This window comes from Clostridioides sp. ES-S-0010-02, from assembly GCA_020641055.1.
Classification (GTDB): domain Bacteria; phylum Bacillota; class Clostridia; order Peptostreptococcales; family Peptostreptococcaceae; genus Clostridioides.
In genome coordinates this window covers 2273428-2299234 of the sequence record CP067345.1, presented here as the reverse complement: position 1 = coordinate 2299234, position 25807 = coordinate 2273428, and the positions used below count along the sequence as shown (strand labels likewise).

At 28.6% G+C, this 25807-nt stretch carries 20 protein-coding genes and 1 riboswitch; all 20 genes read left to right on the top strand.

Going from position 1 to position 25807, the window contains the following annotated elements:
• Positions 1 to 18 precede the first annotated feature (18 nt).
• The 20 genes from JJC01_10400 (at position 19) to JJC01_10305 (ending at position 25795) form a co-directional block, all read left to right on the top strand.
• Positions 19 to 1173 (top strand): arsenic efflux protein, encoded by a 1155-nt coding sequence (locus JJC01_10400; GenBank protein UDN56610.1) that lies wholly within the window; start codon positions 19 to 21, stop codon positions 1171 to 1173.
• Positions 1174 to 1467: 294 nt separating this feature from the next.
• The gene (ade, locus tag JJC01_10395; protein ID UDN56609.1) at positions 1468 to 3165 is read left to right on the top strand and encodes an adenine deaminase; all 1698 of its coding nucleotides are present in this window, start codon (positions 1468 to 1470) and stop codon (positions 3163 to 3165) included.
• A gap of 257 nt (positions 3166 to 3422) precedes the next feature.
• Complete coding sequence (gene bcp, locus JJC01_10390; protein UDN56608.1) at positions 3423 to 3881, top strand: thioredoxin-dependent thiol peroxidase; 459 nt, start codon at positions 3423 to 3425, stop codon at positions 3879 to 3881.
• 15 nt (positions 3882 to 3896) lie between these two features.
• Positions 3897 to 4640 carry a peroxide stress protein YaaA gene (gene yaaA, locus JJC01_10385; protein ID UDN56607.1) on the top strand — a complete coding sequence of 248 codons (744 nt, stop codon included), beginning with the start codon at positions 3897 to 3899 and terminating at the stop codon, positions 4638 to 4640.
• Positions 4641 to 4769: 129 nt separating this feature from the next.
• Positions 4770 to 7427 carry a calcium-translocating P-type ATPase, PMCA-type gene (locus JJC01_10380; GenBank protein ID UDN56606.1) on the top strand — a complete coding sequence of 886 codons (2658 nt, stop codon included), beginning with the start codon at positions 4770 to 4772 and terminating at the stop codon, positions 7425 to 7427.
• Positions 7428 to 7480: 53 nt separating this feature from the next.
• A riboswitch (SAM riboswitch) is annotated at positions 7481 to 7583 on the top strand.
• 109 nt (positions 7584 to 7692) lie between these two features.
• A complete protein-coding gene (locus JJC01_10375; GenBank protein ID UDN56605.1) occupies positions 7693 to 8958 on the top strand; it encodes an O-acetylhomoserine aminocarboxypropyltransferase/cysteine synthase in 1266 nt (421 codons plus the stop codon).
• Positions 8959 to 8987: 29 nt separating this feature from the next.
• Positions 8988 to 9878 (top strand): homoserine O-succinyltransferase, encoded by an 891-nt coding sequence (gene metA / locus JJC01_10370; GenBank protein UDN56604.1) that lies wholly within the window; start codon positions 8988 to 8990, stop codon positions 9876 to 9878.
• 152 nt (positions 9879 to 10030) lie between these two features.
• A complete protein-coding gene (locus JJC01_10365; GenBank protein ID UDN56603.1) occupies positions 10031 to 10663 on the top strand; it encodes a TetR/AcrR family transcriptional regulator in 633 nt (210 codons plus the stop codon).
• Between the two features lie 298 nt (positions 10664 to 10961).
• Positions 10962 to 11405 (top strand): MarR family transcriptional regulator, encoded by a 444-nt coding sequence (locus tag JJC01_10360; protein ID UDN56602.1) that lies wholly within the window; start codon positions 10962 to 10964, stop codon positions 11403 to 11405.
• Between the two features lie 30 nt (positions 11406 to 11435).
• Positions 11436 to 13253, top strand: coding sequence for an ATP-dependent zinc metalloprotease FtsH (gene ftsH, locus JJC01_10355; protein UDN56601.1), 1818 nt, complete (start codon positions 11436 to 11438; stop codon positions 13251 to 13253).
• 298 nt (positions 13254 to 13551) lie between these two features.
• The gene (locus JJC01_10350) at positions 13552 to 16254 is read left to right on the top strand and encodes a sensor histidine kinase KdpD (GenBank protein UDN56600.1); all 2703 of its coding nucleotides are present in this window, start codon (positions 13552 to 13554) and stop codon (positions 16252 to 16254) included.
• 34 nt (positions 16255 to 16288) lie between these two features.
• Positions 16289 to 16987: a response regulator transcription factor gene (locus JJC01_10345; GenBank protein UDN56599.1), complete on the top strand. Its 699-nt coding sequence runs from the start codon at positions 16289 to 16291 to the stop codon at positions 16985 to 16987.
• Positions 16988 to 17300: 313 nt separating this feature from the next.
• Positions 17301 to 18257, top strand: coding sequence for a CorA family divalent cation transporter (locus JJC01_10340; protein ID UDN56598.1), 957 nt, complete (start codon positions 17301 to 17303; stop codon positions 18255 to 18257).
• 468 nt (positions 18258 to 18725) lie between these two features.
• Positions 18726 to 19739, top strand: coding sequence for a 3-deoxy-7-phosphoheptulonate synthase (gene aroF / locus JJC01_10335; protein ID UDN56597.1), 1014 nt, complete (start codon positions 18726 to 18728; stop codon positions 19737 to 19739).
• 21 nt (positions 19740 to 19760) lie between these two features.
• Positions 19761 to 20825, top strand: coding sequence for a 3-dehydroquinate synthase (locus JJC01_10330; protein UDN56596.1), 1065 nt, complete (start codon positions 19761 to 19763; stop codon positions 20823 to 20825).
• On the top strand, positions 20825 to 22138 hold the full coding sequence (aroA, locus tag JJC01_10325; protein ID UDN56595.1) for a 3-phosphoshikimate 1-carboxyvinyltransferase: 1314 nt from the start codon (positions 20825 to 20827) through the stop codon (positions 22136 to 22138). The genes JJC01_10330 and aroA overlap by 1 nt, the downstream gene beginning before the upstream one ends.
• Entirely contained in the window at positions 22116 to 23195 is a 1080-nt protein-coding gene (gene aroC / locus JJC01_10320; protein UDN56594.1) for a chorismate synthase, read from the top strand. The genes aroA and aroC overlap by 23 nt, the downstream gene beginning before the upstream one ends.
• A 2-nt stretch (positions 23196 to 23197) precedes the next feature.
• Positions 23198 to 24394 carry a prephenate dehydratase gene (gene pheA / locus JJC01_10315; protein ID UDN56593.1) on the top strand — a complete coding sequence of 399 codons (1197 nt, stop codon included), beginning with the start codon at positions 23198 to 23200 and terminating at the stop codon, positions 24392 to 24394.
• Between the two features lie 46 nt (positions 24395 to 24440).
• A complete protein-coding gene (aroE, locus tag JJC01_10310; GenBank protein UDN56592.1) occupies positions 24441 to 25250 on the top strand; it encodes a shikimate dehydrogenase in 810 nt (269 codons plus the stop codon).
• 11 nt (positions 25251 to 25261) lie between these two features.
• The gene (locus JJC01_10305; GenBank protein UDN56591.1) at positions 25262 to 25795 is read left to right on the top strand and encodes a shikimate kinase; all 534 of its coding nucleotides are present in this window, start codon (positions 25262 to 25264) and stop codon (positions 25793 to 25795) included.
• Positions 25796 to 25807: the final 12 nt, after the last annotated feature.

Sequence of the window (25807 nt, the reverse complement as noted above, 5' to 3'; positions counted from 1 at the left end):
AATATAGGAGGTAAATTAATGGAAATGTTAATATCTGCTTCTGAAGAAGCATTTTTACATGTGGGTTCTATGATTGGATTTTTTATTTTGCTATTTGGATATATAAACTATAAAACTAGTGGTAATTTTACTAATATTATATCAAAAAATAGAAAATATCAACCTTTAATAGGAGCTTTGATAGGAGCTATACCAGGTTGTGGTGGGAGTTTGGCAATAATGCCATTATATATAAGTGGAAAACTAAGCTTTGGAGCAATCATTGCAAGCTTAATAGCAAGTATGGGAGATGCTGCATTTATACTTATTTCATCAAATATTAAAATGTATTTTTTTGTGACTATAGTTAGTACAATTACAGGAGTAATAACAGGACAACTAGTAGATTATTTTAAGTTAGAAGAAAAATTGAAATTAAATAAATATGGAAAATCAGAAAAACATAATACAGATAAAAATTACCATAAAGATAATGAAGAATCGCATAATCATGATGATATAATTTTGGATAATTTAGCTAAATCTCATGGAAATACAAATAGACTTGCATTTATAATAACACATGGTAAAGGGTACAAAATTTATATAGGAATTGTATTAATAGGTTTTATATTTATGTCTCTTGCTCATTCTGGAATAAATCTTCCTATTATTGAAAAATTACATTCACTAGAAGAAGCAATAGCAGTTATAGGAATACTATTCTCAATAGTTTATATGTGGTGTTTTAAAAAGGTATTTAAAAATTCTAATCAAAAAGAGGAAGAAAATAAGAAAATTTCCCTAAGAGAAATGCTTATACATTCTGTAGGTGAAATTTCATTTGTTATTACATGGATTTTTATTGCATATCTTATTTACGATTTGATAATATTGGTTTTAGGTGGAGATGAATACTTAGTTAATTTAGTTTTATCAACAGGTGTAATTAGTGTATTTATAGGTGCAGGTCTTGGACTTATTCCAGGGTGCGGTATACAAATTGTACTTATGTCATTTTACTTGAAAGGAACTATACCACTTGGTGCAGTAATAGCTAATTCAATATCTCAAGATGGAGATGCACTTTTTCCGCTTTTAGCAATGGATAAAAAATCTTCCTTATGGGCTATGATTATTACTACTATACCAGCTATAATCGTAGGAATTATAGTTTATGCTTTTTTAGGTTAATTGAAAGTAGATTTTAATATAAATGATAAAAATACATAAATCTATACTATGGATATAGTAACAAGTATTAAAAATATAAAAAATAAAATTTAATATAATTAAAATATTTATAAATAACATGAGAAATAATATTATTGTTTCTTATGTTATTTTTATTTAATTTAATAAGCTATGGAATAAATTTCAATCAATACTTTTTATTGAAACTCATATATAATATATATTAATAAATCAAACTATAATATATGATACAACAAGTATATTGATATAAAAAATTTAAGAGGAGTTGTAAAAATGAGCAATTTGAAAAAAAAGTGTGATGTTGCAAGTGGAAGAGATAAAGCTGATATTGTACTTAAAAATGGAACAATTATAAATGTATTCACAGAAGAATTAATAGTAGGAGATGTAGCAATAGTAGATGATACAATTGTTGGAATCGGCGAATATAGTGGTAAAATAGAGATTGATTGTAGTGGTAAATACTTATCACCTGGTTTTATTGATGCACATATGCATATTGAATCTACAATGGTAATGCCAATTGAATTATCAAAAAAATTACTAAAGTCAGGTACAACAACTGTTATAGCTGACCCTCATGAACTAGTCAATGTAAAAGGAGCAAGTGCAATAGACTTTTTACTAGAATCAACAAAAGAAATACCCTTAAATGTATATATTATGCTACCATCATCTGTCCCTGCAACAAGATTTGAAACTAATGGAATAGGAACTTTTAGTGCAAAAGATATGGATGCTTACATAAATAATCCTAGAATCTTAGGATTAGGAGAGGTAATGTGTTTTAATGATGTTATATCTGCGGAAGAGGAAATTTTAGATAAATTAGAGGCTTTTAAAGATAAAATTGCAGATGGACATGCACCAAATATAAGTGGGAAGTCACTTCAAGCATATGTATGTGCAGGAATAAAAAATGACCATGAATGTATAACTTTTAATGAAGTGTATGAAAAATTAAGAGCAGGTTTAAAAATTTTTATAAGAGAAGGAAGTGCAGCAAAAAACTTAGAAGCCATAATAAAGGGATTATTGAAACACAACTTACCAATTGAAGAATTTATGTTTTGTACAGATGATAAACATTTGGATGATATAGAAAAACAAGGTCATATAAGATGGAATATAAAGTGTGCAATCGATTTGGGTATGGAGCCAATTAAAGCTATTAAAATTGCAACTTACAATTCAGCAAGAGCATATGGTCTAAATAGAATTGGAGCAATAGGTGCTGGGTATAAAGCGGATGTTGTTGTTTTAAACAATTTAGAAAACATGGAGGTAGGTAGTGTTTATAAAGATGGTAAATTGATAGATGAGGGAATTTTTTCTGATTATAATTATGAAATTAAGGATAAAGATTTACTCAATACAGTCAAATTTAAAGACGTTGATAGAGAAAAAATACAATTAAAGTCAAATGAAAAAAATTATGTAATGGAAATTGTACCATATCAAATTCTGACAAATAAATTATTTGAATCTATACCAAACAAAAATGGATATTTCAATCCAAATGAAGAATATTCAAAGCTTTGTGTTGTTGAGAGACACAGAATGACTGGAAACATATCAGTTGCACCATTAAAAGGGTTTGGCATAAAAAATGGAGCAATAGCAACTACTGTAGCTCATGATTCACATAATATCATAGTTGCAGGAGATAATGATGATGATATTATAGTTGCAGTAAATTACTTGAGAGATATACAGGGTGGCTATGTAATTGTATCAAATGGAAAAGTACTTGCTCACTTAAGTCTTAAAGTAGCTGGATTAATTAGTACTCTTCCAGCAGATGAAGTGCAAGAAACAACTGATAATATGTTAAAAATAGCAAGAAAAATGGGAGTTCCAAAGTATGTAGACCCTTTTATTACACTTTCATTTATGGCTCTTCCTGTTATTCCAAAAATAAGACTTACTGATTTAGGTCTGTTTGATGTAGAAGAATTTAAATTTATATAGATTAGAGTATTAGAAGAATAAAAATAAATAGGCAGGATTTAATACATAAATTAAATCCTGCTTATTTTAATTACTTAACATAAATTCCAGTTTAAATGTTCCAATCAAATAAAGCTTGAAATTTTCAGTATATAAGATTTACATATTCATGAAAATTTCTATATAAAAAGTAAAATATTTTATTTATATACAGAAATATAGGGTAGTAATATAAATATAGTATAAATTATTGATTAAAAACAAAAGGAGAGATATTTATGTTAAGTATAGGTACAAAAGCACCAGAATTTACATTAGAAGATAAAGATGGAAATAAAGTCAGTATGTCTGATTTTAAGGGGAAAAAAGTGGTAATATATTTTTATCCTAAAGATAATACACCAGGATGCACACGTCAGGCATGTGCATTTAGGAACGCATATGAAGGATTTAGAAATAATGATATACCAGTTATTGGGATAAGTAAAGATAGTATTAAATCACATCAAAAATTTGCAGAAAAGCATGAGCTTCCTTTTATTTTACTTTCTGACCCAGATTTAACTACTATTAAGGCTTTTGATGTGTGGAAAGAGAAAAAAATGTATGGGAAAACTGCTTTAGGAGTTGTTCGTGCAACTTATATTGTAGATGAAAGTGGAATTATTGAAAAAGTTTTTGAAAAAGCAAAACCAGATACAAATGCACAAGAGATTCTTGAATATTTGGAAAAATAGGAGTAGTAGAAATTTATGATTATAATGTTATCACCAGCTAAAAATATGAAGAATGTACAAGAATTTGATAGAGATTTAAGCTTGCCCTGTTTCATAGATAAAGCAAAAGAAATATCAAAGAATATAAAAACCTTTAGTGTAGAGGATTTCAAAAGTAAAATGAAAATCAACGAAAAATTAGCTATATTAAACAAGAGTAGATTTGATAATTTTAAATTTGACAGTTTAGGTACTCCTGCAATCTTAACTTATGCTGGAATACAATATAAAAATATAGAAGCAGAGAATTTTACAAAGCAAGATGAGGAATTTGCAAATAGTTGTATTAGAATCATAAGTGGATTGTATGGGGTCGTAAAACCCTATGATAGTATATATGAATACAGATTAGAAATGCAGACAAAGTTACAGATAAGAGAATTTAAAAATTTATATGAATATTGGGGAGACAGTATATATAACGAATTAAACAAAGAAAATACAGCTATTGTCAATCTTGCATCAAGTGAATACAGCAAAACTGTGGAAAAATTTATTGATGACAATCATACATATGTAACATGTAATTTTAAAATAAATAAAAATAATATGTTAAAAGTCGAATCTACACAAGCAAAGAAAGCTAGAGGAATGATGGTAAAATATATTGTTAAAAATAAAATAGAAGATATTAACGACTTAAAAAAGTTTAACTTAGAAGGGTATAAATATCAAGAAGATTTATCTAATAATAAGGAGTATGTGTTTGTAAAAGAGTAGATATTTTTATATAGACTTTAAATTGAATTGTTAAATTTAGGTAAAATATAATTACTGAGTATTGAATTGAATTGGATTTTAAAATATAATTATTCTTAAATCAAAAAAAGAAAGGAGTGATCTTCCAAAATGGAAAATCACAAACAGATGCCTTGGCATTCGATGGCAACACATGAAGTATTAGAGAGTTTAGACTCATCAGAGGAGGGGCTCACCGATACCGAGGCGGAAAACAGGATTAAAGAGTATGGTTTAAATGAACTGAGAAAAAGACCACCTAGAACAGTTTTACAAATGCTTTGGACCCAAGTTACAGATGCTATGGTATTGATACTAATAGGTGCATCAGTATTATCTTTAGCATTTGGAGAATTTACAGAAGCTTTTGTAATTCTAATAATTGTAACAGTAAATGCAGTTATTGGTATTGTTCAAGAAAAAAAAGCAGAATCATCATTGGAAGCACTAAAAAATATGAATTCACCTACAGCACGTGTTATACGTGATGGTGAAGAAAATGTTATTCAAGCAAGTAATCTTGTAATAGGAGATATTGTTTTTTTAGAAGATGGAGCGATGATTCCAGCAGACATTCGTTTAATAGATACATCTAGTTTAAAAATTCAAGAAGCTTCTTTAACAGGAGAGTCTGTCCCATCAGAAAAAGATTCAGATGGCATTTTACCTGAAGAATGTGTATTAGGAGACCGTAGTAATATGGCCTATACGTCTTCAATTGTCACATATGGTAGAGGTGTAGGTGTTGTAGTTGCAACTGGGATGGACACAGAAGTAGGTAATATAGCACATCTTTTAGATTCACAAAATGATTTTGATACTCCTATAAAACGTAAACTTAATACTGTTGGAAAAACATTAAGTGTTATAGGTATTATTGTATGCGTTATTATATTTGCAATAGGTGCATTTTATCAGAGACCTCTCTTACCAATGTTTATGATTGCAATTTCACTTGCTATATCAATCATTCCAGAGGGATTACCTGCAACAGCAACCATTGTAATGGCTCTAGGTGTGCAACGTATGGCTAAAAGAAACGCTTTGATTAGAAAGTTGCCAGCAGTTGAAACATTAGGAGGAGCTACAGTAATATGTTGTGATAAAACTGGTACATTAACCTTAAATAAAATGACTGTTACACATATTGCTGTAAATGGCGATTTTGAATCTGGAAAAGTAACATCAATAGATACTGCGTCTGAGAAACATCCACTAGTATATAAAGAGCTTGTTTATGCTGGTGCACTTTGTAACGATGCATGTATAAATCCAGATAAAAAAGATGAAATATTAGGTGATCCAACAGAAGGTTCATTGATTTTTATGGCTAATAAATTTGGAATAGATCAAGAAGCTCTTGAAGAGAAATATCCACGTGTATTTGAGCAACCTTTTGATTCTGACAGAAAATGTATGACAACTGTTCATGATATAGATGGAAAAATCACAGCATATACTAAAGGTGCAGTGGATGAACTTCTCCATTTATGTACCAAAATATTAACATCAAAAGGTGAAAGAAACATTACAGAGATGGACAAAAAAAACATACACGAATTATGTCTTACTATGTCTAAAGATGCATTACGTGTACTTGGTTTTGCTAAGCGTGAAATTCTATCGATACCAAAGGAAGATAGTGAAAACATAGAATATGATTTGACATTTATTGGTATAGTTGGTATGATTGACCCACCAAGAACCGAGGTAACTGATGCAGTAAAAACTTGTAAAGAAGCGGGCATAAGAACCATAATGATAACAGGTGACCATAAAGTCACTGCCACAACAATAGCTCATGAACTTGGAATTTGGAATGAAGGAAATACTGTTATATCTGGTGATGAACTTGATAATTTAAGTGATGATGAACTTGATAAAGCTGTTAAAAATGTGACAGTATTTGCTCGTGTATCACCATTTGATAAACTTAGAATTATACAGTCTCTAAAAAGAATTGGAGAAGTACCAGCAATGACTGGAGATGGGGTAAATGACTCCCCTGCATTAAAGTCTGCTGATATTGGTATAGCTATGGGTATAAGTGGTACAGATGTGGCAAAAGATTCTTCAGATATGATTTTAATGGATGATAGTTTTACCACAATTGCATATGCAATAAAAGAAGGTAGACGTGTATATAGAAATATACAAAAGGTTATACAATTCTTGCTTGTTGGAAATATAGCAGAGATACTTACACTATTTGTTGCAATATTGTTAAACTGGGATACTCCACTTCTTGCTGTGCATATTCTATGGGTAAACCTTGCAACAGCAACTCTTCCAGCTCTTGCTCTTGGAGTTGACCCACCAAGTAGAAATATAATGAAGCATCAGCCTGTTAAATCAGAAAGTTTGTTTGAAAAAAACCTTGTACAAAGAGTTATTACTCAGGGGATATTTGTAGCAATAATGACCATTTTAGCATATAAAATTGGTCTTAATATAGGAAACCATACTGTAGGTCAAACAATGGCATTCTGTGTATTAGCATTTTCACAAATGTTGCGTGCATTTAGCCAGCGTTCAAATACAGATTCTATGTTTACTAGAAATAGTGCTAAAAACCCATTTCTTTTAATCTCATTTTTAACTTCTGCTTTGCTTATGGCAGTTATATTATTTGTCCCTAATTTTAGAGATGCATTTAATTTAACTGTTTTAAATAGCTCACAGTGGCTTGTAACAGTGATTTTAGCTATAATGTCTGTAGTGCAAGTAGAGGTTGGAAAATTTCTTAAAAGAAAATTATATGAAAAATAGTTGACAAAATTAGGAAAAAAATATAAGATATAAAACATAGAAAAATTAAATAAATCTTATCCAGAGAGGTGGAGGGACTGGCCCTATGAAACCCGGCAACCAGTATATTTATATACATTGGTGCTAAATCCTGCGGCGAAAGCTGAGAGATGAGTATAATTAAGCTTATACAGAGCCTGAGTTATATACTCAGGCTTTATTTATTTTAAATCTCATCTGACAAATAGTTTAATTTTCTTAATTAAAATCTAAGGGGGATACAAAAATGTATAACAAAGAAACAATATGTGTGCAAGGAAATTATAAGCCAGGAAATGGAGAACCAAGAGTTTTACCTTTATATCAAAGTACAACTTTTAAATATAGTAGTATAGACCAACTTGCTGACTTATTTGATTTAAAAGCTGATGGTCATATGTATTCCAGAATAAGTAATCCTACAGTTCAAGCTTTTGAAGAAAAGATAAGTTTGTTAGAGGGAGGAGTATCATCTGTTGCTGTATCATCAGGTCAATCTGCAAATATGTTAGCAGTTTTAAATATATGTAAATCTGGAGATAGTATACTTTGTTCTTCAAAAGTATATGGAGGAACATTTAATTTATTAGGGCCTAGTCTTAAAAAATTTGGAATAGATTTAATATCATTTGATTTAGATGCAAGCGAAGATGAAATAGTAGAACTTGCAAATGAAAATACTAAAGTTGTATTTGCAGAAACACTTGCAAATCCAACTCTTGAAGTTATAGATTTTGAAAAAATAGCAAATGTAGCTAAAAGAATTAATGTTCCATTTATAGTTGATAACTCATTAGCATCACCAATACTTTGTAATCCGCTAAAATATGGAGCAAACATAGTCACTCATTCTACTACAAAATACTTAGATGGCCATGCTTCAAGTGTTGGTGGAATTATAGTAGATGGTGGAAATTTTAACTGGGACAATGGGAAATTTCCAGAATTAGTTGAGCCAGACCCAACATATCATGGAATAAGTTATACTGAGAAGTTTGGCAATGCTGCATATGCTACTAAAACAAGAGTTCAATTACTTAGAGACTATGGAAATTGCCTGAGTCCATTTAACGCATATCTTACTAATTTAAATATTGAAACACTACATCTTAGAATGGAGAGACATAGTGAAAATGCACTTAAGATAGCTGAGTTTTTAGAAAAACATAAAAATGTAGATTGGATTAACTATCCAGGGCTTGAAAATAATAAGTATTATGGAAATGCCAAGAAATATCTATCAAAAGGATGTAGTGGAGTTTTATCATTTGGAGTAAAAGGAGGACTTGAAAATGCTAAAAAATTTGTGGAAAAACTACAAATAGCAGCATTAGTAACTCATGTATCAGATGTAAGAACTTGTGTTATACATCCAGCTTCAACTACTCACAGACAATTAACAGAAGAACAATTAATTGCGTCTGGAGTATTACCTTCCCTAATAAGATTATCTGTTGGAATAGAAAATGTAGAGGATTTAATAGCTGATTTAAATCAAGCTTTAAATTTCTAATAGTATAAGAGAAAGAGAAGTGAAAAGATATGGCTTTAATACTACCAAAGGGACTACCTGTTATTAATAAATTATTAGATGAAGGAATAGATGTAATTTGTAAAGAAGACTTTAATAAAGATTTAGAATACAAAGAAAATATAGATACTAAAATAGCTATATTAAATCTAATGCCAATAAAAATAGATACAGAGCTAGATTTACTTAGAAGAATAGACAAGACAGGTTTTAATGTATCTGTAGAATTTATTAAAATCTCAACAAGAGAGAGTAAAAGAAGTTGTAATGAATATGTTAAGAATTTTTATAAAACATTTGATGAAGCAAAAAAAGAATCTTTTGATGGTTTTATAATAACAGGAGCTCCAGTTGAACAAATGGAGTTTGAAGAAGTTGATTATTGGGATGAACTAAAAGATATTATGGATTATTCTAAAAGAAAGGCTAAATCGACATTATATATATGTTGGGCAGCTCAAGCAGGTCTTTACAAATACTACAATGTAAAAAAACTTCCATTAAGTCAAAAATGTTTTGGAGTATTTAAGCATGAAGTGGATAAAAATAGTAAGATAGTAGATGGATTTGAAAAAGAGTTTTTTGCTCCACATTCAAGACACACTACTGTAAATATTGAAACTTTGAAAAATAATGATGAATTGAGCATTGTAAGCCATTCTAAAGAAGCTGGTCCTTATATAATTACAAATTCAAGAGATGTATTTGTAATGGGTCACAGTGAGTATGATAAATACACTTTAGATAAAGAATATAAAAGAGATGTAGATAGAGGTGATAAAATCTCAATACCTAAAAATTATTATATAAATGATGATCCTTCAAAAGAACCAACTGTTAAATGGAAAAAGCATTCAGAACTTTTGTTTAGAAATTGGATAAAAAACTATCTAATAATATAAAACGCAACTAAAAAATATGAGAATCTATAAGGTATAAAAGTAATTATCATACTTCTTTATACCTTATTTTTATTTTATAAAATTGACATTATAAAAGTAGTTTTATATAATAAAACTAAACCGACTGTTGGTCTATTGAAAGGAGAAAGTATATGAGAATTATAAAAGACCCTGAAGAACGTAAAAATGAAATACTTGATACAGCTGAAATGCTTTTTTGTACTAAAGGTTATACAAAAACTACTGTAAATGATATTTTAAATGAGATTGGAATTGCAAAAGGAACATTTTATTACTATTTTAAATCTAAAGAAGAGGTAATGGATGAAATTATAACTAGAATTATAGATAATGATATAAAGATGTTGAAAGAAATTGCTTCAAATCCAGATATTCCAGTTATTGAAAAGTTCTTTCAGATATTAATATCTCAAAGACCTAAAGTTGGAGGAAGTAAAGAAAAAGTGATTAACCAATTTCAACAACCCAACAATGCTGAGATGCATCAAAAGACAATAGTCAAAACTATTTTAAATTTTACACCTATATTAACAGAGGTAGTAGAACAAGGTATAAGAGAAGGTGTATTCAATACAAAATATCCAAAAGAGACAATAGAGTTTTTACTTGTTTCTTCTGAGTGTATATTTGATAAAGGCATGTTTGATTGGGATAATGATGAAATACTGCAAAAAGCAAAGGCATTTGTTTGTATTATGGAAACGACCTTGGGAGCACATAAAGGAAGTTTTGATTTTGTATATAATATGTTAACAGAAGATTAAATTTATTGTAATAGTAAATAACTTTAGATTTTTATTTTTGAATAAGATTAAAATGAGAGGAATCGGTGTAAAATAAATACATCGATTTTTTATTAAAAATATCTTATTCAAAAATTTCAATAAGATAAGATAAACTATTTATAACTGAAGTTACAATATTGTTATTGACAATAAATCCTTAATACTATAATATTTAATACATTAAATATTTATAGTGTTAAGGATTATTTATAAAATATTTTTGAATTTAAAGTTAAAAATATTAGTAAAATAAAGTATTTTTACAGGGAGAATTTATATGGATGAGATAAGTTTTAAAAAAGCACTGCTAGAATTAACTAGAGATATAAATATCAAATTTACAACTTCATTAAGTCAGTTCTATCAACCACTTGGGATTACAGCAGTACAAGCTTTGATTTTATCAGAACTATGTGAACATGGAGAGAAAAAAATAAGTGATTTAGGTAAAAATTTGAATATGACAAATAGCAATGTGTCAGTAATATGTCAAAGACTCGAAAAAAATGGATTTTTAAATCGTATAAGAGATAAAGAAGACCAACGAATTGTAAAAGTTAAAGTTACAGAAAAATCGCTGGATATACAAGAAAATATTTCAAGTAGTATTTTTGATGACTATTTTGAAAATATGACTAGTGAAAAATTGCAAGATATGGAAGATATAATAGAGGGCTTAGAAAAATTAAATAAGCTTTTAACTCATATTGATTGCAAATAACATAAAATTAATTTAAAGGAGAACAAAATTATGGATGAACACAAACCACAAAAGAGGTCAATACTCTATTATTATACAATAATAATAATAGTAGTAATGTTTTTAAATGCTTTAATATTTCCAAGTCTAATGGATAAAAAAATGGTTGAGATTGATTATGGAAAATTTCTTACAATGTTAGATTCAGGAAAGGTTAAATCTGTTGAAATAGAAAGTAATAAAATTGCAATAAGCCCATCTAGTAGTAAGGATAAAAATATATACATAACTGGTAGAATGGATGACCCAGAACTAGTTGATAGATTAAAAGATGCAAAAGTAGAATTTACTAAGATTATTCCTAAAGAAAATTCACCTCTTTTGAGTATTTTACTTACATGGATAGTACCTATAGGTATTCTTATGCTATTTGGTAATTTAATGATGAAATCAATGCAAAAACGAATGGGTGGCAATAGTATGCAATTTGGAAAGAGTAATGCCAAAATGTATGTATCTGCTCAAAGTGGAAAAAGATTTAATGATGTAGCTGGTCAAGATGAGGCAAAAGAAGCTCTAAGCGAGATAGTAGATTTCTTACACAATCCAGAAAAATACAAAAAAATAGGAGCACAAATGCCAAAAGGTGCACTTTTAGTAGGGCCTCCAGGAACAGGAAAGACACTACTTGCAAAAGCTGTGGCAGGTGAAGCAGATGTACCATTTTTCTCAATATCTGGTTCTGAATTTGTTGAGATGTTTGTAGGTATGGGAGCATCTAGAATACGTGATTTATTTAAACAAGCTAAAGAAAAAGCTCCATGTATAGTGTTTATAGATGAAATTGATACTATAGGTAAAAAGCGTGATAATGGAAGTGGAATAGGCGGAAATGATGAACGTGAACAAACTTTAAATCAATTATTAAGTGAAATGGATGGATTTGATGGTGGAATAGGTGTAGTAATACTAGCTGCAACGAATAGACCTGATAGTCTTGATAAAGCATTACTTCGCCCAGGACGATTTGATAGACGTATACCAGTTGAACTTCCAGACCTTGGAGGACGAGAAGCTATCTTAAAGGTACATGCTAAAAATGTAAATGTAGACTCAAATATAGATTATAATGCAATTGCTAGGTCTACATCAGGTGCATCTGGAGCAGAACTTGCAAATATTGTAAATGAAGCAGCACTTTTAGCAGTTAAGTCTGGCAGAGATGTAGTAGAGCAACAAGATTTTGAGGAATCTGTTGAGACTGTAATTGCAGGATATCAACGTAAAGGAGCTGTGATTTCTGATAAAGAAAAGAAAATCATAGCTTACCATGAAATAGGTCATGCACTTGTTGCTGCAATGCAGAAACATTCTGCACCTGTCCATAAAATTACAATAATACCTAGGACTTCAGGTGCATTGGGTTATACTATGCAAGTTGCAGAAGATGAAAGTGTACTTATGTCCAAAGAGGAAGCCATTGATAAAATAACTACTTTTACAGGTGGTCGTGCTGCTGAAGAAGTTATTTTTGATACTTGTACATCAGGTGCATCAAATGATATAGAGCAAGCTACTAAGATTGCAAGAGCTATGGTTACTCGTCTTGGTATGAGTGAGGAATTTGATATGGTTGCTCTTGAAACAGTAAGTAATCAGTACCTAGGAGGAGACTCTTCTCTTGCTTGTTCTTCAGATACTGCAGCTAAAATTGATGAAGAAGTATTTAGAATAGTAAAGACTTGTCATAAAAAAGCAATTGAGATTTTAGAGAATAATATTGATAAGCTACATGAACTTGCTGAATATTTATTAGAAAAAGAGACAATTACAGGTGATGAGTTCATGGAAATACTGAATTTAAAGTAACCATGTTGAAATAAAGATTGTAGTAATAGTTTTATTTAAAGATATATTTGTATATTTAAAAATGTTAATGTATTTTCAATAAAATATAAATAAATATCTATATAAATCAAAACAAGAGAATCGATAAAAATGACTGTGTAAAAAATAAAAATGCCTAAATAATAGGCATTTTTATTTTACAATTAAACTACATACTTGTATCTTTACATAATCTTAATCATTAAAAATACATCTTAACTACATTTTTATACTAGAATTGATATTATAATAGTAATGAAATGTACAAGGAGGTTGTTTGATGGACAGACCAAATCCTGATATTCTATTAAAAAAAATAAAGAATGAAGAAAAAAAACTAAATAGAGGTCAGTTAAAAATATTTTTTGGGTATGCAGCAGGTGTAGGTAAAACTTATTCTATGTTGGAATCTGCACAAAATTTAAAAAAAGTAGGGGTTGATGTAGTTGTTGGATATATTGAACCACATACTAGACCAGAAACATTATCATTACTTGACGGATTAGAGACTCTTCCTGTAAAAGAAATAGAATATAAATCTATAAAATTAAAAGAGTTTGATTTAGATGCAGCATTAGCAAGAAAGCCAGAAGTTATATTAGTTGATGAGTTTGCTCACTCTAATGTCACTGGGTTAAGGCATACTAAAAGATGGCAGGATATAGAAGAATTATTACTAGCAGGTATAAATGTATATACTACTGTAAATGTACAACATCTAGAAAGTTTAAATGATATTGTGGAGATAATTACAAATGTATCAGTCAAAGAAACTATACCAGATAAATTTTTAGATACAAGTACACAATTAGAGCTTATAGATGTTGAACCTGACGTACTTCTTGAAAGATTTAATGAAGGTAAAATATATAAAAAGGAACAGGCAATTAGAGCAAAAGATAATTTTTTTATAAAAGACAATCTAGTTGCACTTAGGGAAATTGCACTTAGAAAAACAGCCGAAAGAGTAAATAAAGAAGTTCAAATGACTAGATTATCAAAGGGTGATGTAACAGTAATACCTACATCAGATACACTTCTTGCATGTATAAGCCCATCTCCATCTTCAGCCAAGGTTATTAGAACTGCATCTAGGATAGCAGATAGTACGTTTGCTAAGTGGATAGCTTTATATGTTGAAACTCCAAATACAGCAAAATTGCCTTTTGAGGAGCAAAAACAATTACAAAACAATTTAAAACTAGCTAAGAAGTTGGGTGCTGAGATAATTGTTTTACATGGTGAAAATGTAATAGAACAGATACTTAGAATTGCCAAGATAAGAAATGTAACAAAAATTGTAATAGGCAGAAATCATTCAAATACTAAAAAATTGAGTAAAAAACTGAAAAAAGATATAGTTGACAAATTAATAGATGAAGTTGATTATATAGATATACATATAATCCCTTATAAATTTGCTTCAGAGGTTAAATATAGACCTAAAAAAGATAACTCATCAATAAAATCAAAATTTAAAATTAGTAAAACTGATTTTATAAAACTTATAATTATTACTTCAGTGATAAGCATTTTGGCATATATAGTACAAAGTATGGGATTTATAAGAGAAAATATATTACTAATATATATGTTAGGTGTAGTTTTGGTTTCTATGTGGACTAAAGGGTATAGTACAGGTATAATAAGTTCTGTATTTAACATAGTACTGTTAAATTATTTTTTTACAGCACCTTTATATACACTGTCAATAGCTGATTCAAATTATATAGTAACATTAGTTGTATTCTCAATAGTTGGTATAATAACTAGTACTCTTACATCTAAGATACAACATGAAGCAGATACAGCTGCTAAAAGAGAAGAAAATACAAAAATGATATATCAAATCATTAAGGGATTTTTAAGATTGTCGAATAAAGATGATATAGTAAATAAGGGTATAGAACTTTTATGTCTTAGTCTAAGTAGAGATATAGTTTGTTATTTAAATGTGGATAAGGATAAGAAATCAAAGTTCTATAAAAAAAATACTGCTAATAAGGACAAAAATGATTTAGATATAGAAGATGAAAAGGCTGTTGCAAGTTGGGTATTGTCTAATTCAACAGTAGCAGGTAGTGATACAGATACACTTCCTGGTTCAAAAGGATATTATATACCAATTATAGGTATGAATTCAACTTTGGGAGTCATTGGTATATCATGTGTTGATTCAAAATTAGATACAGAAGATATAAGTTTAATTGAAACAATAACTGCTCAAATGGCAATAGCTCTTGATAGAGAAATTCTATCAGAAGCAAAAGAAAACACTAATCTTGAGATAGAAAGAGAGAGGCTTAGAAGCAATCTTTTAAGAGCAGTTTCACATGACCTCAGAACACCATTAGCAGGAATATCTGGAGCAGTTAGTACAATTATAAAAAATAAGGATACTATAGGTCAGGATATAATAGACGAATTACTTAGTGGTGTATATGAAGATACTCAGTGGTTAATAAGACTTGTTGAAAATTTGCTTAGCATGACTAAGATAGATGAAGGAAAGTTAGAAGTCAAAAAACGTTCTGAACTTGTTGAGGAAATTATATCAGAGTCATTGCAAAATATTAAAAAAAGAATTGAAAATGCAATTATAGATATTAATATACCAGAGCAAATATTATTTGTTCCTATGGATGCCAAATTAATAGAACAGGTTTTAATTAATCTAATAGATAATGCTTTAAAATATTCAAAAGAGGATTGTAAGATAAATATAATTGTATATGAAAAAGAAGATTATGTTTGGTTTGAAGTGTCTGACAATGGTCCTGGAATATCAAAAGAATTGAAAGAGCATATATTTGATCGATTTTTTACTGGAGAAGAAGGTACTAAGGATTCTAGAAAAGGTGTTGGACTTGGATTATCAATTTGTAAATCTATAATTCAAGCTCATAAAGGTGAAATTTTAGTAGTAAACAATAAAGATAAAGGTTCAACTTTTAAATTTAGTTTGCCAAAAGAAAATGAATAGTATGAAATTTTGAAATTTAGTTTTGGAGGAAGAAATGAGTAAAAAACTTATATTGTTAGTAGAGGATGATAAAACAATAAGAAAATTTATATCTACTGCACTTGCAACTCAAGATTATGATGTTAAAGAGGCTATAACTGGTAAAGAAGGAATATCAATTGCTGTATCATATTCTCCAGATGTCGTTCTATTAGATTTAGGGTTAGAAGATATGGATGGAATAGAGGTAATAAAAGCTATTAGGCAGTTTTCAAATATACCAATAATTGTAGTTTCAGCGAGAGAACAAGACAGAGAAAAGGTAGAAGTGTTTGATGCAGGTGCAGATGATTACTTAACAAAACCATTTTCTATAGTAGAGTTATTAGCTAGGGTCAGAGTAGCGTTTAGACACTCACAAGTAGAATTACAACAAAAAGAAGAGATTAGGTCTACGTTTGAAGTAGGTGAATTATTTATTGATTTTGATAAAAGAAAAGTTATTGTTGACAATAATGAAGTACATTTGACACCAATTGAATATAATATTCTTTCATTACTTGCAAAGCATCATGGAAAAGTACTTACTCATAATTTTATAATAAAAGAAATATGGGGTAGTATTATAGGCAATGAAACTAAGTCTTTAAGGGTTTTTATGGCAACATTAAGACGAAAAATAGAGAAGCAACCTGCTGACCCTAGGTATATAATTACAGAAGTTGGTGTTGGATATAGACTAAATGATGAATAGGCAAAATGGATTCTAAAATTGTATAATTTAGATTAAGTTAAAATGAAGTGTGTATGCTATTATTAATTTAAGTATATGCATTTCATTTTTTAGTACTTTTTTAACATTGATAATATTAAACACATTTTAAAATAAAAGTATGGTATAATTTGTAAGAAAAGTCTAAGTTAAAAAATAAAAGATTTAATATTTATTTTCTAATAAATTTAATATAAATAAATATTAAATAATAATTACTGAAATAGTGAAAAATAATTACAGTAATAAATATATATAATTTTAAAAATGTAAATTGAGGTTTAGGAGTAGATTTATGTATATATTGAATTTAAATACAAGAGAGATTGCAAAAGATTTTAGAACAAAATTTTATATACCAGAAAATTCATATCTTATATTAAGTGCTCCAAAAAATTTAAAATTACTCAAGGAAACTTTGGATATAGATGAAATAACATTTAATGATTGTCTTAAATTTGATGAAATAACAAAGCTTGATTTATTTGATAATTATGATTTTTTGAGCCTAAATACTTTTGAATTGAGAAATGGAGAAGCTGTTATAGAAGAAGTAAATATGTATTTATCAGATAATTTTATATTAGTTGTTGTAAATGAAGAGCATTTTCTATTTGAATTTGTAAAGAATCTTATTTTAAAAAACTCTCAACTTGAAAAAAATCCTGTCATAAACCTTTTTAAGATAAATTATTTAATTTTTAGAGAAGTTATAAAAAATGGTTTTGAATCTTTAGAAAAAGTTGAAGAATTAATTCTTGAAATAGAAGATGAGATGATGGACAATATTCATAAAAATCATGTTTCTAGAATAAGTGATGTAAGAGGATTGACTAGAACTATAGTTAAAAACACCAGACCACTTTTATATATTGGAGATAGAATAGTTAAAGAAAATATACGATATTTAAAATACTCGAATGTAAAAAAATATAATCTTGAAAATTTTCAAGGGATAGATTTTGGTATTGATAAATTATATAATTTTGCACTATCAACACGTGAGTTAGCAGATAAACTCCTAGATATTTATTCTTCTAGAGTAGGTGAAAAAACGAATCACTTAATTACAAAATTGACCCTACTTACGGCTATCTCTGCACCACTTACAATTATAACAGGAATATATGGAATGAACTTTAGGTATATGCCAGAACTAAACTGGCTTTATGGATATCCAGCAACATTACTTTTGATGTTAGGCATAGTTTTTGTTGGAATTATAATATTTAAAATAAAAAAATTATTGTAAAAATAAGATGCTTTTTAAACGATTTTAGAAAAATATATTAAAAGAAAAAGTGTATTAAGAAAATAAAAAAATATTTTAAATTGAAAATATTTATAGAAAATATTGACAATTATATTTTCTTTGCTATAATTATTAAACAAGAAGATTAATAAATTATAAAAATGGAGGATAATACTATGAAAGGGATTTTAAAAGAACTAGTGGCAAAACTTTATAGCTTTTTTTATTTTATGTTCTGGGGCTTTTATTTTAGCGCTGGCTATTTCTTTTACAAAAATACATGTAATTCCTTTCTGGTGAGGCCTTGATTTTAATAACCTTGGGCATAGGTCAATTTTATAAAAATGATTATTTTATATGGTCATGTAAGATTTGATGCTTAATAGATTATTTTAGAGAACTCATTAATGAGTTCTCTTTTTTATTTTAAACTCAAGTATAAAAATATAACATTAGGGGGTAGTAAAGATGATAGTGGTATTAAAAGTAGGAGCAGATAAGAGAGAAGTTAAGAAATTAATAGAAGCTATTTGTAAAGAAGGTGTAGAAGTGAATCCTATAGATGGAAAAGAATTAACTGTTTTGGGGTTAGTTGGAGATACTAGTAAAATAGATGCCAAAAGAATAGAAGCAAATAAGGTGGTTGAAAAAGTTATGCATGTAGTAGAACCTTTTAAAAAAGCAAATAGAAAATTTCATCCAGAACCTTCAATTATAAATGTAGATGGTATGGAAATTGGGTCAAAAAAACTTACTATGATAGCTGGTCCTTGTTCTGTTGAAACAGAGGAACAAATAGTTTCTATAGCTGAAGATGTAAAAAAATCAGGAGCAGGATTTTTAAGAGGAGGAGCATTCAAGCCAAGAACATCTCCATACGCTTTCCAAGGATTAAGATATGATGGATTAGATTTATTAAAAAAAGCAAAAGAAAAAACAGGTCTTCCTATAGTTACAGAAATAATGTCAACACAAGATATAGATGTATTTGAAGAAAATGTAGATGTAATTCAAGTTGGAGCAAGAAACATGCAAAACTTCGATTTATTGAAAGAATTAGGAAAAACAAATAAAACAATACTTTTAAAAAGAGGATTATCTGCTACAATTGAAGAGTGGCTAATGTCAGCTGAATATATAATGGCTGGAGGAAACGAAAGTGTGGTTCTTTGTGAAAGAGGTATAAGAACTTTTGAAACATACACTAGAAATACTTTGGATTTAAGTGCAATCTTAGCTGTAAAAAAACTTAGCCATTTACCAGTTATAGTTGACCCAAGTCATGCAGCAGGAAAATCATGGATGGTTGACTCTCTATCTAAAGCAGCAATTGCGGTTGGAGCAGATGGTTTAATAATAGAGGTTCATAATGACCCAGCTCATGCACTTTGTGATGGTAAACAATCAATTAAACCAGATGAGTATGAAGGATTAATAAATGAACTAAAAACTATCGCATCAGCAGTTGGAAGAGAAATATAATCTATAGAAGGATGGTTAAACGTGGAAGAAAAATTATTAGTTAATCTAAAAGAGAATAGTTACAATATATTTATAAAAAAAAGTATATTAAAAAATATAGGTAAAGAAATTAAAAAAATATATTCTGGAAATAAGATTTTTATTGTTACAGATGAAAATGTAGCAAAATTATATTTATATGAAGTTAAAAATAATTTGATTGAATCTGGATTTGAAACGAAAGCTATAATATTAGAAGCTGGTGAAGAGACAAAGTCATTTAATACTCTACCTAAAATATATGAAAGTTTACTTGACTTTAAGTTAACTAGAAAAGATTTGATTATCACATTGGGAGGAGGGGTAATTGGAGATTTAGGAGGATTTACAGCAGCAACTTTTTTAAGAGGTGTAAATTTTATTCAAATTCCAACATCTCTATTAGCTCAAGTGGACAGTTCTGTAGGTGGAAAAGTTGGAGTTGACCTTGAAAGGGGAAAAAACTTAGTAGGGAGTTTTTATCAGCCGAAAGCAGTATTTATTGACCCAGATGTATTATCATCTCTTCCAGAAAAATTTTATAGAGATGGAATGGCAGAGGTTATAAAGTATGGATGTATAAAAGATAAAACTTTTTTTAATAAGCTTGAAAACTTAAAAAATAGGGAAGAAGTGATGCAACATATAGAATACATTATACACAAATGTTGCCTTATCAAAAAAACTGTAGTTGAAGCTGATGAGAGAGATTTAGGAGATAGGATGCTTTTAAATTTTGGACACACACTAGGTCATGCTATTGAGAAACACTATAACTTTACAGGTTATACTCATGGAGAAGCTGTTGGTGTAGGCATGTATAAGATAACATTAGAGAGTGAAAAAAAAGGGATTACAAAACAAGGTACATCAGAGCTTATAAAATCAATTTTAATAAATTATGATTTACCTTATGATGTTGAATTAGGAGATAATAAATCTATAATAGATACTATATCTCTTGATAAAAAAAATCTAGGTGATACACTAAAAATAATACTTTTAAAGGATATTGGAGAAAGTATTATATATGATACTACTTCTAAATTTTTTCAGGAGGTAAAATGATGGGAAGCTTAAAAATATATCCAAGCAAATTATCAGGAGATGTGAAAATTCCTCCATCAAAAAGTATGGCACATAGAGCAGTTATTTGTGCTGCTTTAAGTGATGGAAAAAGTAGAATTTCTAATATAGATTTTTCTGATGATATCATAGCTACTATAAGAGCAATGATATCATTAGGAGCAACCATAGAAAAAAAAGAAGACATTTTAGAAATTACAGGAATCTACTCTAAAGAAGCAATCTTAAATAAAGAGAATCAATTGAATCAACCTAAATTGACTATAGATTGTAATGAATCAGGTTCTACTTTAAGGTTTCTGGTACCTATATCTTTAGCCTTTGATGGAGTAAAAAGATTTATAGGAAGAGGTAATCTTGGAAAAAGACCACTTAATACTTATTATGAGATATTTGACAGACAAGGCATAGAATACAACTACAAAGAAAATAAACTGGATTTAATCGTATCAGGAAAACTTAAACCAGACGAATTTAGAGTAAAAGGAAATATAAGTTCTCAATTTATAACAGGATTATTATTTATATTACCTACATTAGATAGTGACTCAAAGATAATAATTACCACTGAACTGGAATCTAAAGGGTATTTAGATTTAACTATTTCAACTATGAAAGATTTTGGGGTAGAAATTGTAAACAATAATTATAAAGAATTTATCATAAAAGGAAATCAAACTTATAAAGCTATAGATTATAAAGTTGAAGGAGATTATTCTCAAGGTGCATTTTATTTATCAGCAGATGCTATTGGAGAAGATATTAACATACTTGACCTTAAAGAAAATTCTCTTCAAGGAGATAGTGAAGTTATTGAGATTTTATCAAGGATGGGTGTGGAAATTTTAAGAGAAGACAACAAAATCAAAGGAATAACAAATTGTCTAAATAGTACTTTGATAGATGCATCTCAATGCCCAGATATAATACCCGTTTTATCTGTGGTAGCAGCTTTAAGTATAGGGAAGACGACTATAATCAATGCTGGAAGACTTAGAATTAAGGAGTGTGATAGACTTCATGCAATAAATGTTGAGTTAAGTAAGCTTGGGGCAAATATAGAAGAAAAAGAGGATAGTTTGATAATTGAGGGAGTAAGCAAATTAAATGGAGGCGTAGAGGTATGGAGTCACAAAGACCACAGGATTGCCATGACACTTGCAATTGCTTCCTGTAGATGTGATAAACCAATCATATTGAAAGATTTTGAGTGTGTATCAAAGTCTTATCCACATTTTTTTAAAGATTTTGAGATGTTAGGAGGAAGAATTGATGAGTGGAATATGGGGAAATAATTTAAAAATATCCATCTTTGGAGAATCTCATGGAAATGCTATAGGTATAAATATAGATGGTCTTCCAGCTGGCATTGAGTTAGACTTTGATAAAATTGATAAAGAAATGAAGAGAAGAGCACCAGGAAAAAATTCTATATCAACTTCAAGAAATGAAAGTGATATACCAGAAATTTTAAGTGGATATTTTGATGGAAAAACTACAGGAACTCCATTATGTGCAATTATAAGAAATAGTGATACTCGCTCAAAAGATTATGGAGAAGTTAAAAACTTGATGAGACCAGGTCATGCAGACTATACAGGTCATATAAAATATTCTGGGTTTAATGACTATAGAGGAGGAGGACATTTCTCAGGAAGAATAACTGCTCCATTAGTATTTTGTGGTTCTATATGTAAACAAATTTTATCACAAGAAGGTATAGAGATAGGAGCCCACATAAAAAAAATCAAGAATATAGAGGATAAGGGTTTTAATTATATAGACATCTCAAGACAAGAATTATTAAATTTACAAAATTTAGAATTACCTTTGCTTGATTTATCAAAAGAAGAAGCTATAAAAAATACTATTCTAGATGCAAAAAATCAGGGAGATTCAGTTGGTGGTATAATTGAATGTGCAGTAGTAGGTGTTAATGTAGGTGTTGGAAATCCGTTTTTTGATTCTGTTGAATCTACTCTATCACATTTACTATTTTCTGTTCCATCTATAAAAGGTGTAGAATTTGGATTAGGATTTGATATTACAGACATGTATGGTTCTCAAAGTAATGATGAAATGTACTATGATGAAGATACAGTAAAAAGTAAAACTAATAATAATGGTGGGATTGTTGGAGGTATTACAACTGGAATGCCAATAGTTTTTAAAGTAGCAATTAAGCCAACTCCATCAATTAGTAAACAACAAAATACTGTTAATATAAAAGATAAAAAAGATGATGTTTTAGCTATTAAAGGTAGACACGACCCTTGTATAGTTCAAAGAGCTGTACCTGTAATAGAAGCAGTAACAGCTATTGGAATTTTTGATTTGATGAAAGGACGATAATAATGGAGGATTTAACGAGATATAGAAATAAAATTGATGATATAGATAAGGAACTTGTTCAACTATTTGAAAAAAGGATGAATATAGTTCTCGAAATTGCTAGATATAAAATGAAAAATAATACTACTATACTTCAAAAAGATAGAGAAGAAAAAGTATTGAGTAAAGCAGTAGATAATCTAGAAGATAAAAAATATTCACAAGAGACTGTACAATTTTTCAATTCAGTAATGGAAGTTAGTAGAAATTTGCAAAAAAGATTAATAGATAATGATGTAGAGGAAAAAAATGAAAACAGTTCAAATTCATCAAATGAAAATTTTGATTTGTTAAATCTATATAAATATAAGTCATTAAAAAGTGAACTTAATAAAAAAAATCTCCTAGTAGGATTTCCTGGTATATCAGGTTCATTCACAGAAGAAGCACTAACAAAATTTTTTAACACTCAAATCACAAAAAAACAATTTAAAGAATTTGAAGATGTCTTTATAGCACTTCAAAATAAAGAAATAAATTATGGAATAATACCTATAGAAAACTCCTCTACAGGAGCAATTTCTGAAACTTACGACCTTTTAGGAAAATATGGATTCTATATAGTTGGGGAAGAGTGTATAAAAATAAATCAAAATTTAATTGGAATAAAGGGCACAAACCTTGAAGATATTAAAGAAATATATTCACATCCACAAGGAATAGGTCAGAGTAGTGAATTTTTAAAACAAAATAGTCAATGGAAATTGATACCTTTTAATAATACAGCAACTAGTGCTGAACTTGTTAAAAGGCTTCAAGATAAAACAAAGGCAGCAATTGCTAGTAAAAAAGCCGCAACGATTTATGGATTAGAAATAATAAGTCCTTGTATAAATGATATAACAGATAATTATACTAGATTTGTGGTAATTAGTAATGAGATACACATTGAAGAAGAGTCAAATAAGATGAGTATTGTATTTTCTGTTGAGCATGAAGCTGGAAAGCTTTATAAAATACTTGGATACTTTGCTGAAAACGATATAAATATGACAAAAATAGAATCAAGACCAATGAAAAATGCTTCTTGGAGATATTTCTTTTATATAGATTTTGAATGTTCTATATATGATTCAAAAGTATGTAGCTTATTAGACATGATAGAACGTAATACAGCATACTTCAAATTTATCGGTGTATATAGAAATAAAATTGAATAGATAAATGTAATTTTTTCTTTAAAACAGAATGATTGGAGGTGGAAAGATGAATTTTTTTGGTCTAATAGGTGAAAAGCTATCTCATAGCGTTTCACCTCAAATTCATAAGAGGTTATTTGAAGTATTGAATATTGAAGGTGCTTATAAGAACTTTGAGATTTCAAAAGAAAATATACCAATGTTGGATGATGCTATAAAATTATTAAGAATCAAAGGTGTAAATGTTACTGTCCCATATAAAGAAAGAGTCATGGAGTTTTTAGATTTTATATCTCCAGAAGCAAAGCGTATAGGGGCAGTTAACACAATTTTACTTAAAGAGAATAAATTATATGGCTATAATACAGATTATTTTGGACTTGACATTATGTTCAAAATAGCTAATATTGATATTCAAGGAAAGACAGCTGTTATATTAGGTACTGGAGGTGCATCTAAAGCAGCCATAACATACCTTCTTGATTCTGGAATAGATAAAGTTTATGTTTCAAGTAGAAAAAAAGATAATAAAAAGCTATCAAATAATTCAGCTATATTAATAGATTATGAAGAACTTAAGAATATAAAAGGAGATATAATATTAAATGCAACTCCAGTAGGAATGTACCCTAATATAGGATTATCACCTGTCTCAAAATCTATTATACAAAATTTTGATATATTAGTAGATTTGATTTACAATCCTAAAAAAACTTCTTTTCTAGAAATTGGTCAGAATCTAGGTAAAAAAACGTGTAATGGATTATATATGTTGGTTGGGCAAGCAATAAAATCTCAAGAAATATGGCAGAATACTAAAATAGATAATGGTGTTTTAAATATTATATATGAAGAAATAAAATTAAACTTTTTATAGGGGGATTGATTATGATAAACAAAGAAAAAGTAATATTAATAGGTATGCCAGGTAGTGGAAAAACTACAATTGGAAAACTTTTAGCACAGGAATATAATTGTAGTTTTTGTGATATGGATGATTATATAAATAAAATATCTCAAAAAAGTATAGCAGAATTATTTTTAGAAGGAGAAGATGTTTTTAGAAATTATGAAACTCAAGCATGTAGAGAACTTTCTACTAGTGATAAAACAGTAGTCTCTACTGGTGGTGGTGTAATAAAAAAAGATATTAATATAGAAATACTCAAAGAAGCAGGAATAATACTTTTTATTAATAGACCTATAGAAAAAATTTTAGAAGATATAAATATTAATTCAAGACCCTTATTACAAGATGGAAAAGAGAAATTATACAATCTTTATAATGAAAGAATAAATCTTTATAAAAATGCTGCGGATATAGAAATTTTAAATGATAAATCATTAAATGATGCTGTATATAATATCAAAAATGCAATTAATAAAAATTTTAAATTTGAATTTAATGAAAAAATAATCTAGGGGGAAATAAGA

Coding starts and splice junctions, on each gene's coding strand:
- aroC (UDN56594.1), top strand. CDS start 22,116: ATGAGTGGAATATGGGGAAATAATTTAAAAATATCCATCTTTGGAGAA.
- aroE (UDN56592.1), top strand. CDS start 24,441: ATGAATTTTTTTGGTCTAATAGGTGAAAAGCTATCTCATAGCGTTTCA.
- ftsH (UDN56601.1), top strand. CDS start 11,436: ATGGATGAACACAAACCACAAAAGAGGTCAATACTCTATTATTATACA.
- JJC01_10350 (UDN56600.1), top strand. CDS start 13,552: ATGGACAGACCAAATCCTGATATTCTATTAAAAAAAATAAAGAATGAA.
- JJC01_10340 (UDN56598.1), top strand. CDS start 17,301: ATGTATATATTGAATTTAAATACAAGAGAGATTGCAAAAGATTTTAGA.
- JJC01_10365 (UDN56603.1), top strand. CDS start 10,031: ATGAGAATTATAAAAGACCCTGAAGAACGTAAAAATGAAATACTTGAT.
- JJC01_10305 (UDN56591.1), top strand. CDS start 25,262: ATGATAAACAAAGAAAAAGTAATATTAATAGGTATGCCAGGTAGTGGA.
- JJC01_10375 (UDN56605.1), top strand. CDS start 7,693: ATGTATAACAAAGAAACAATATGTGTGCAAGGAAATTATAAGCCAGGA.
- bcp (UDN56608.1), top strand. CDS start 3,423: ATGTTAAGTATAGGTACAAAAGCACCAGAATTTACATTAGAAGATAAA.
- pheA (UDN56593.1), top strand. CDS start 23,198: ATGGAGGATTTAACGAGATATAGAAATAAAATTGATGATATAGATAAG.
- JJC01_10380 (UDN56606.1), top strand. CDS start 4,770: ATGGAAAATCACAAACAGATGCCTTGGCATTCGATGGCAACACATGAA.
- aroA (UDN56595.1), top strand. CDS start 20,825: ATGGGAAGCTTAAAAATATATCCAAGCAAATTATCAGGAGATGTGAAA.
- aroF (UDN56597.1), top strand. CDS start 18,726: ATGATAGTGGTATTAAAAGTAGGAGCAGATAAGAGAGAAGTTAAGAAA.
- metA (UDN56604.1), top strand. CDS start 8,988: ATGGCTTTAATACTACCAAAGGGACTACCTGTTATTAATAAATTATTA.
- JJC01_10400 (UDN56610.1), top strand. CDS start 19: ATGGAAATGTTAATATCTGCTTCTGAAGAAGCATTTTTACATGTGGGT.
- yaaA (UDN56607.1), top strand. CDS start 3,897: ATGATTATAATGTTATCACCAGCTAAAAATATGAAGAATGTACAAGAA.
- ade (UDN56609.1), top strand. CDS start 1,468: ATGAGCAATTTGAAAAAAAAGTGTGATGTTGCAAGTGGAAGAGATAAA.
- JJC01_10345 (UDN56599.1), top strand. CDS start 16,289: ATGAGTAAAAAACTTATATTGTTAGTAGAGGATGATAAAACAATAAGA.
- JJC01_10360 (UDN56602.1), top strand. CDS start 10,962: ATGGATGAGATAAGTTTTAAAAAAGCACTGCTAGAATTAACTAGAGAT.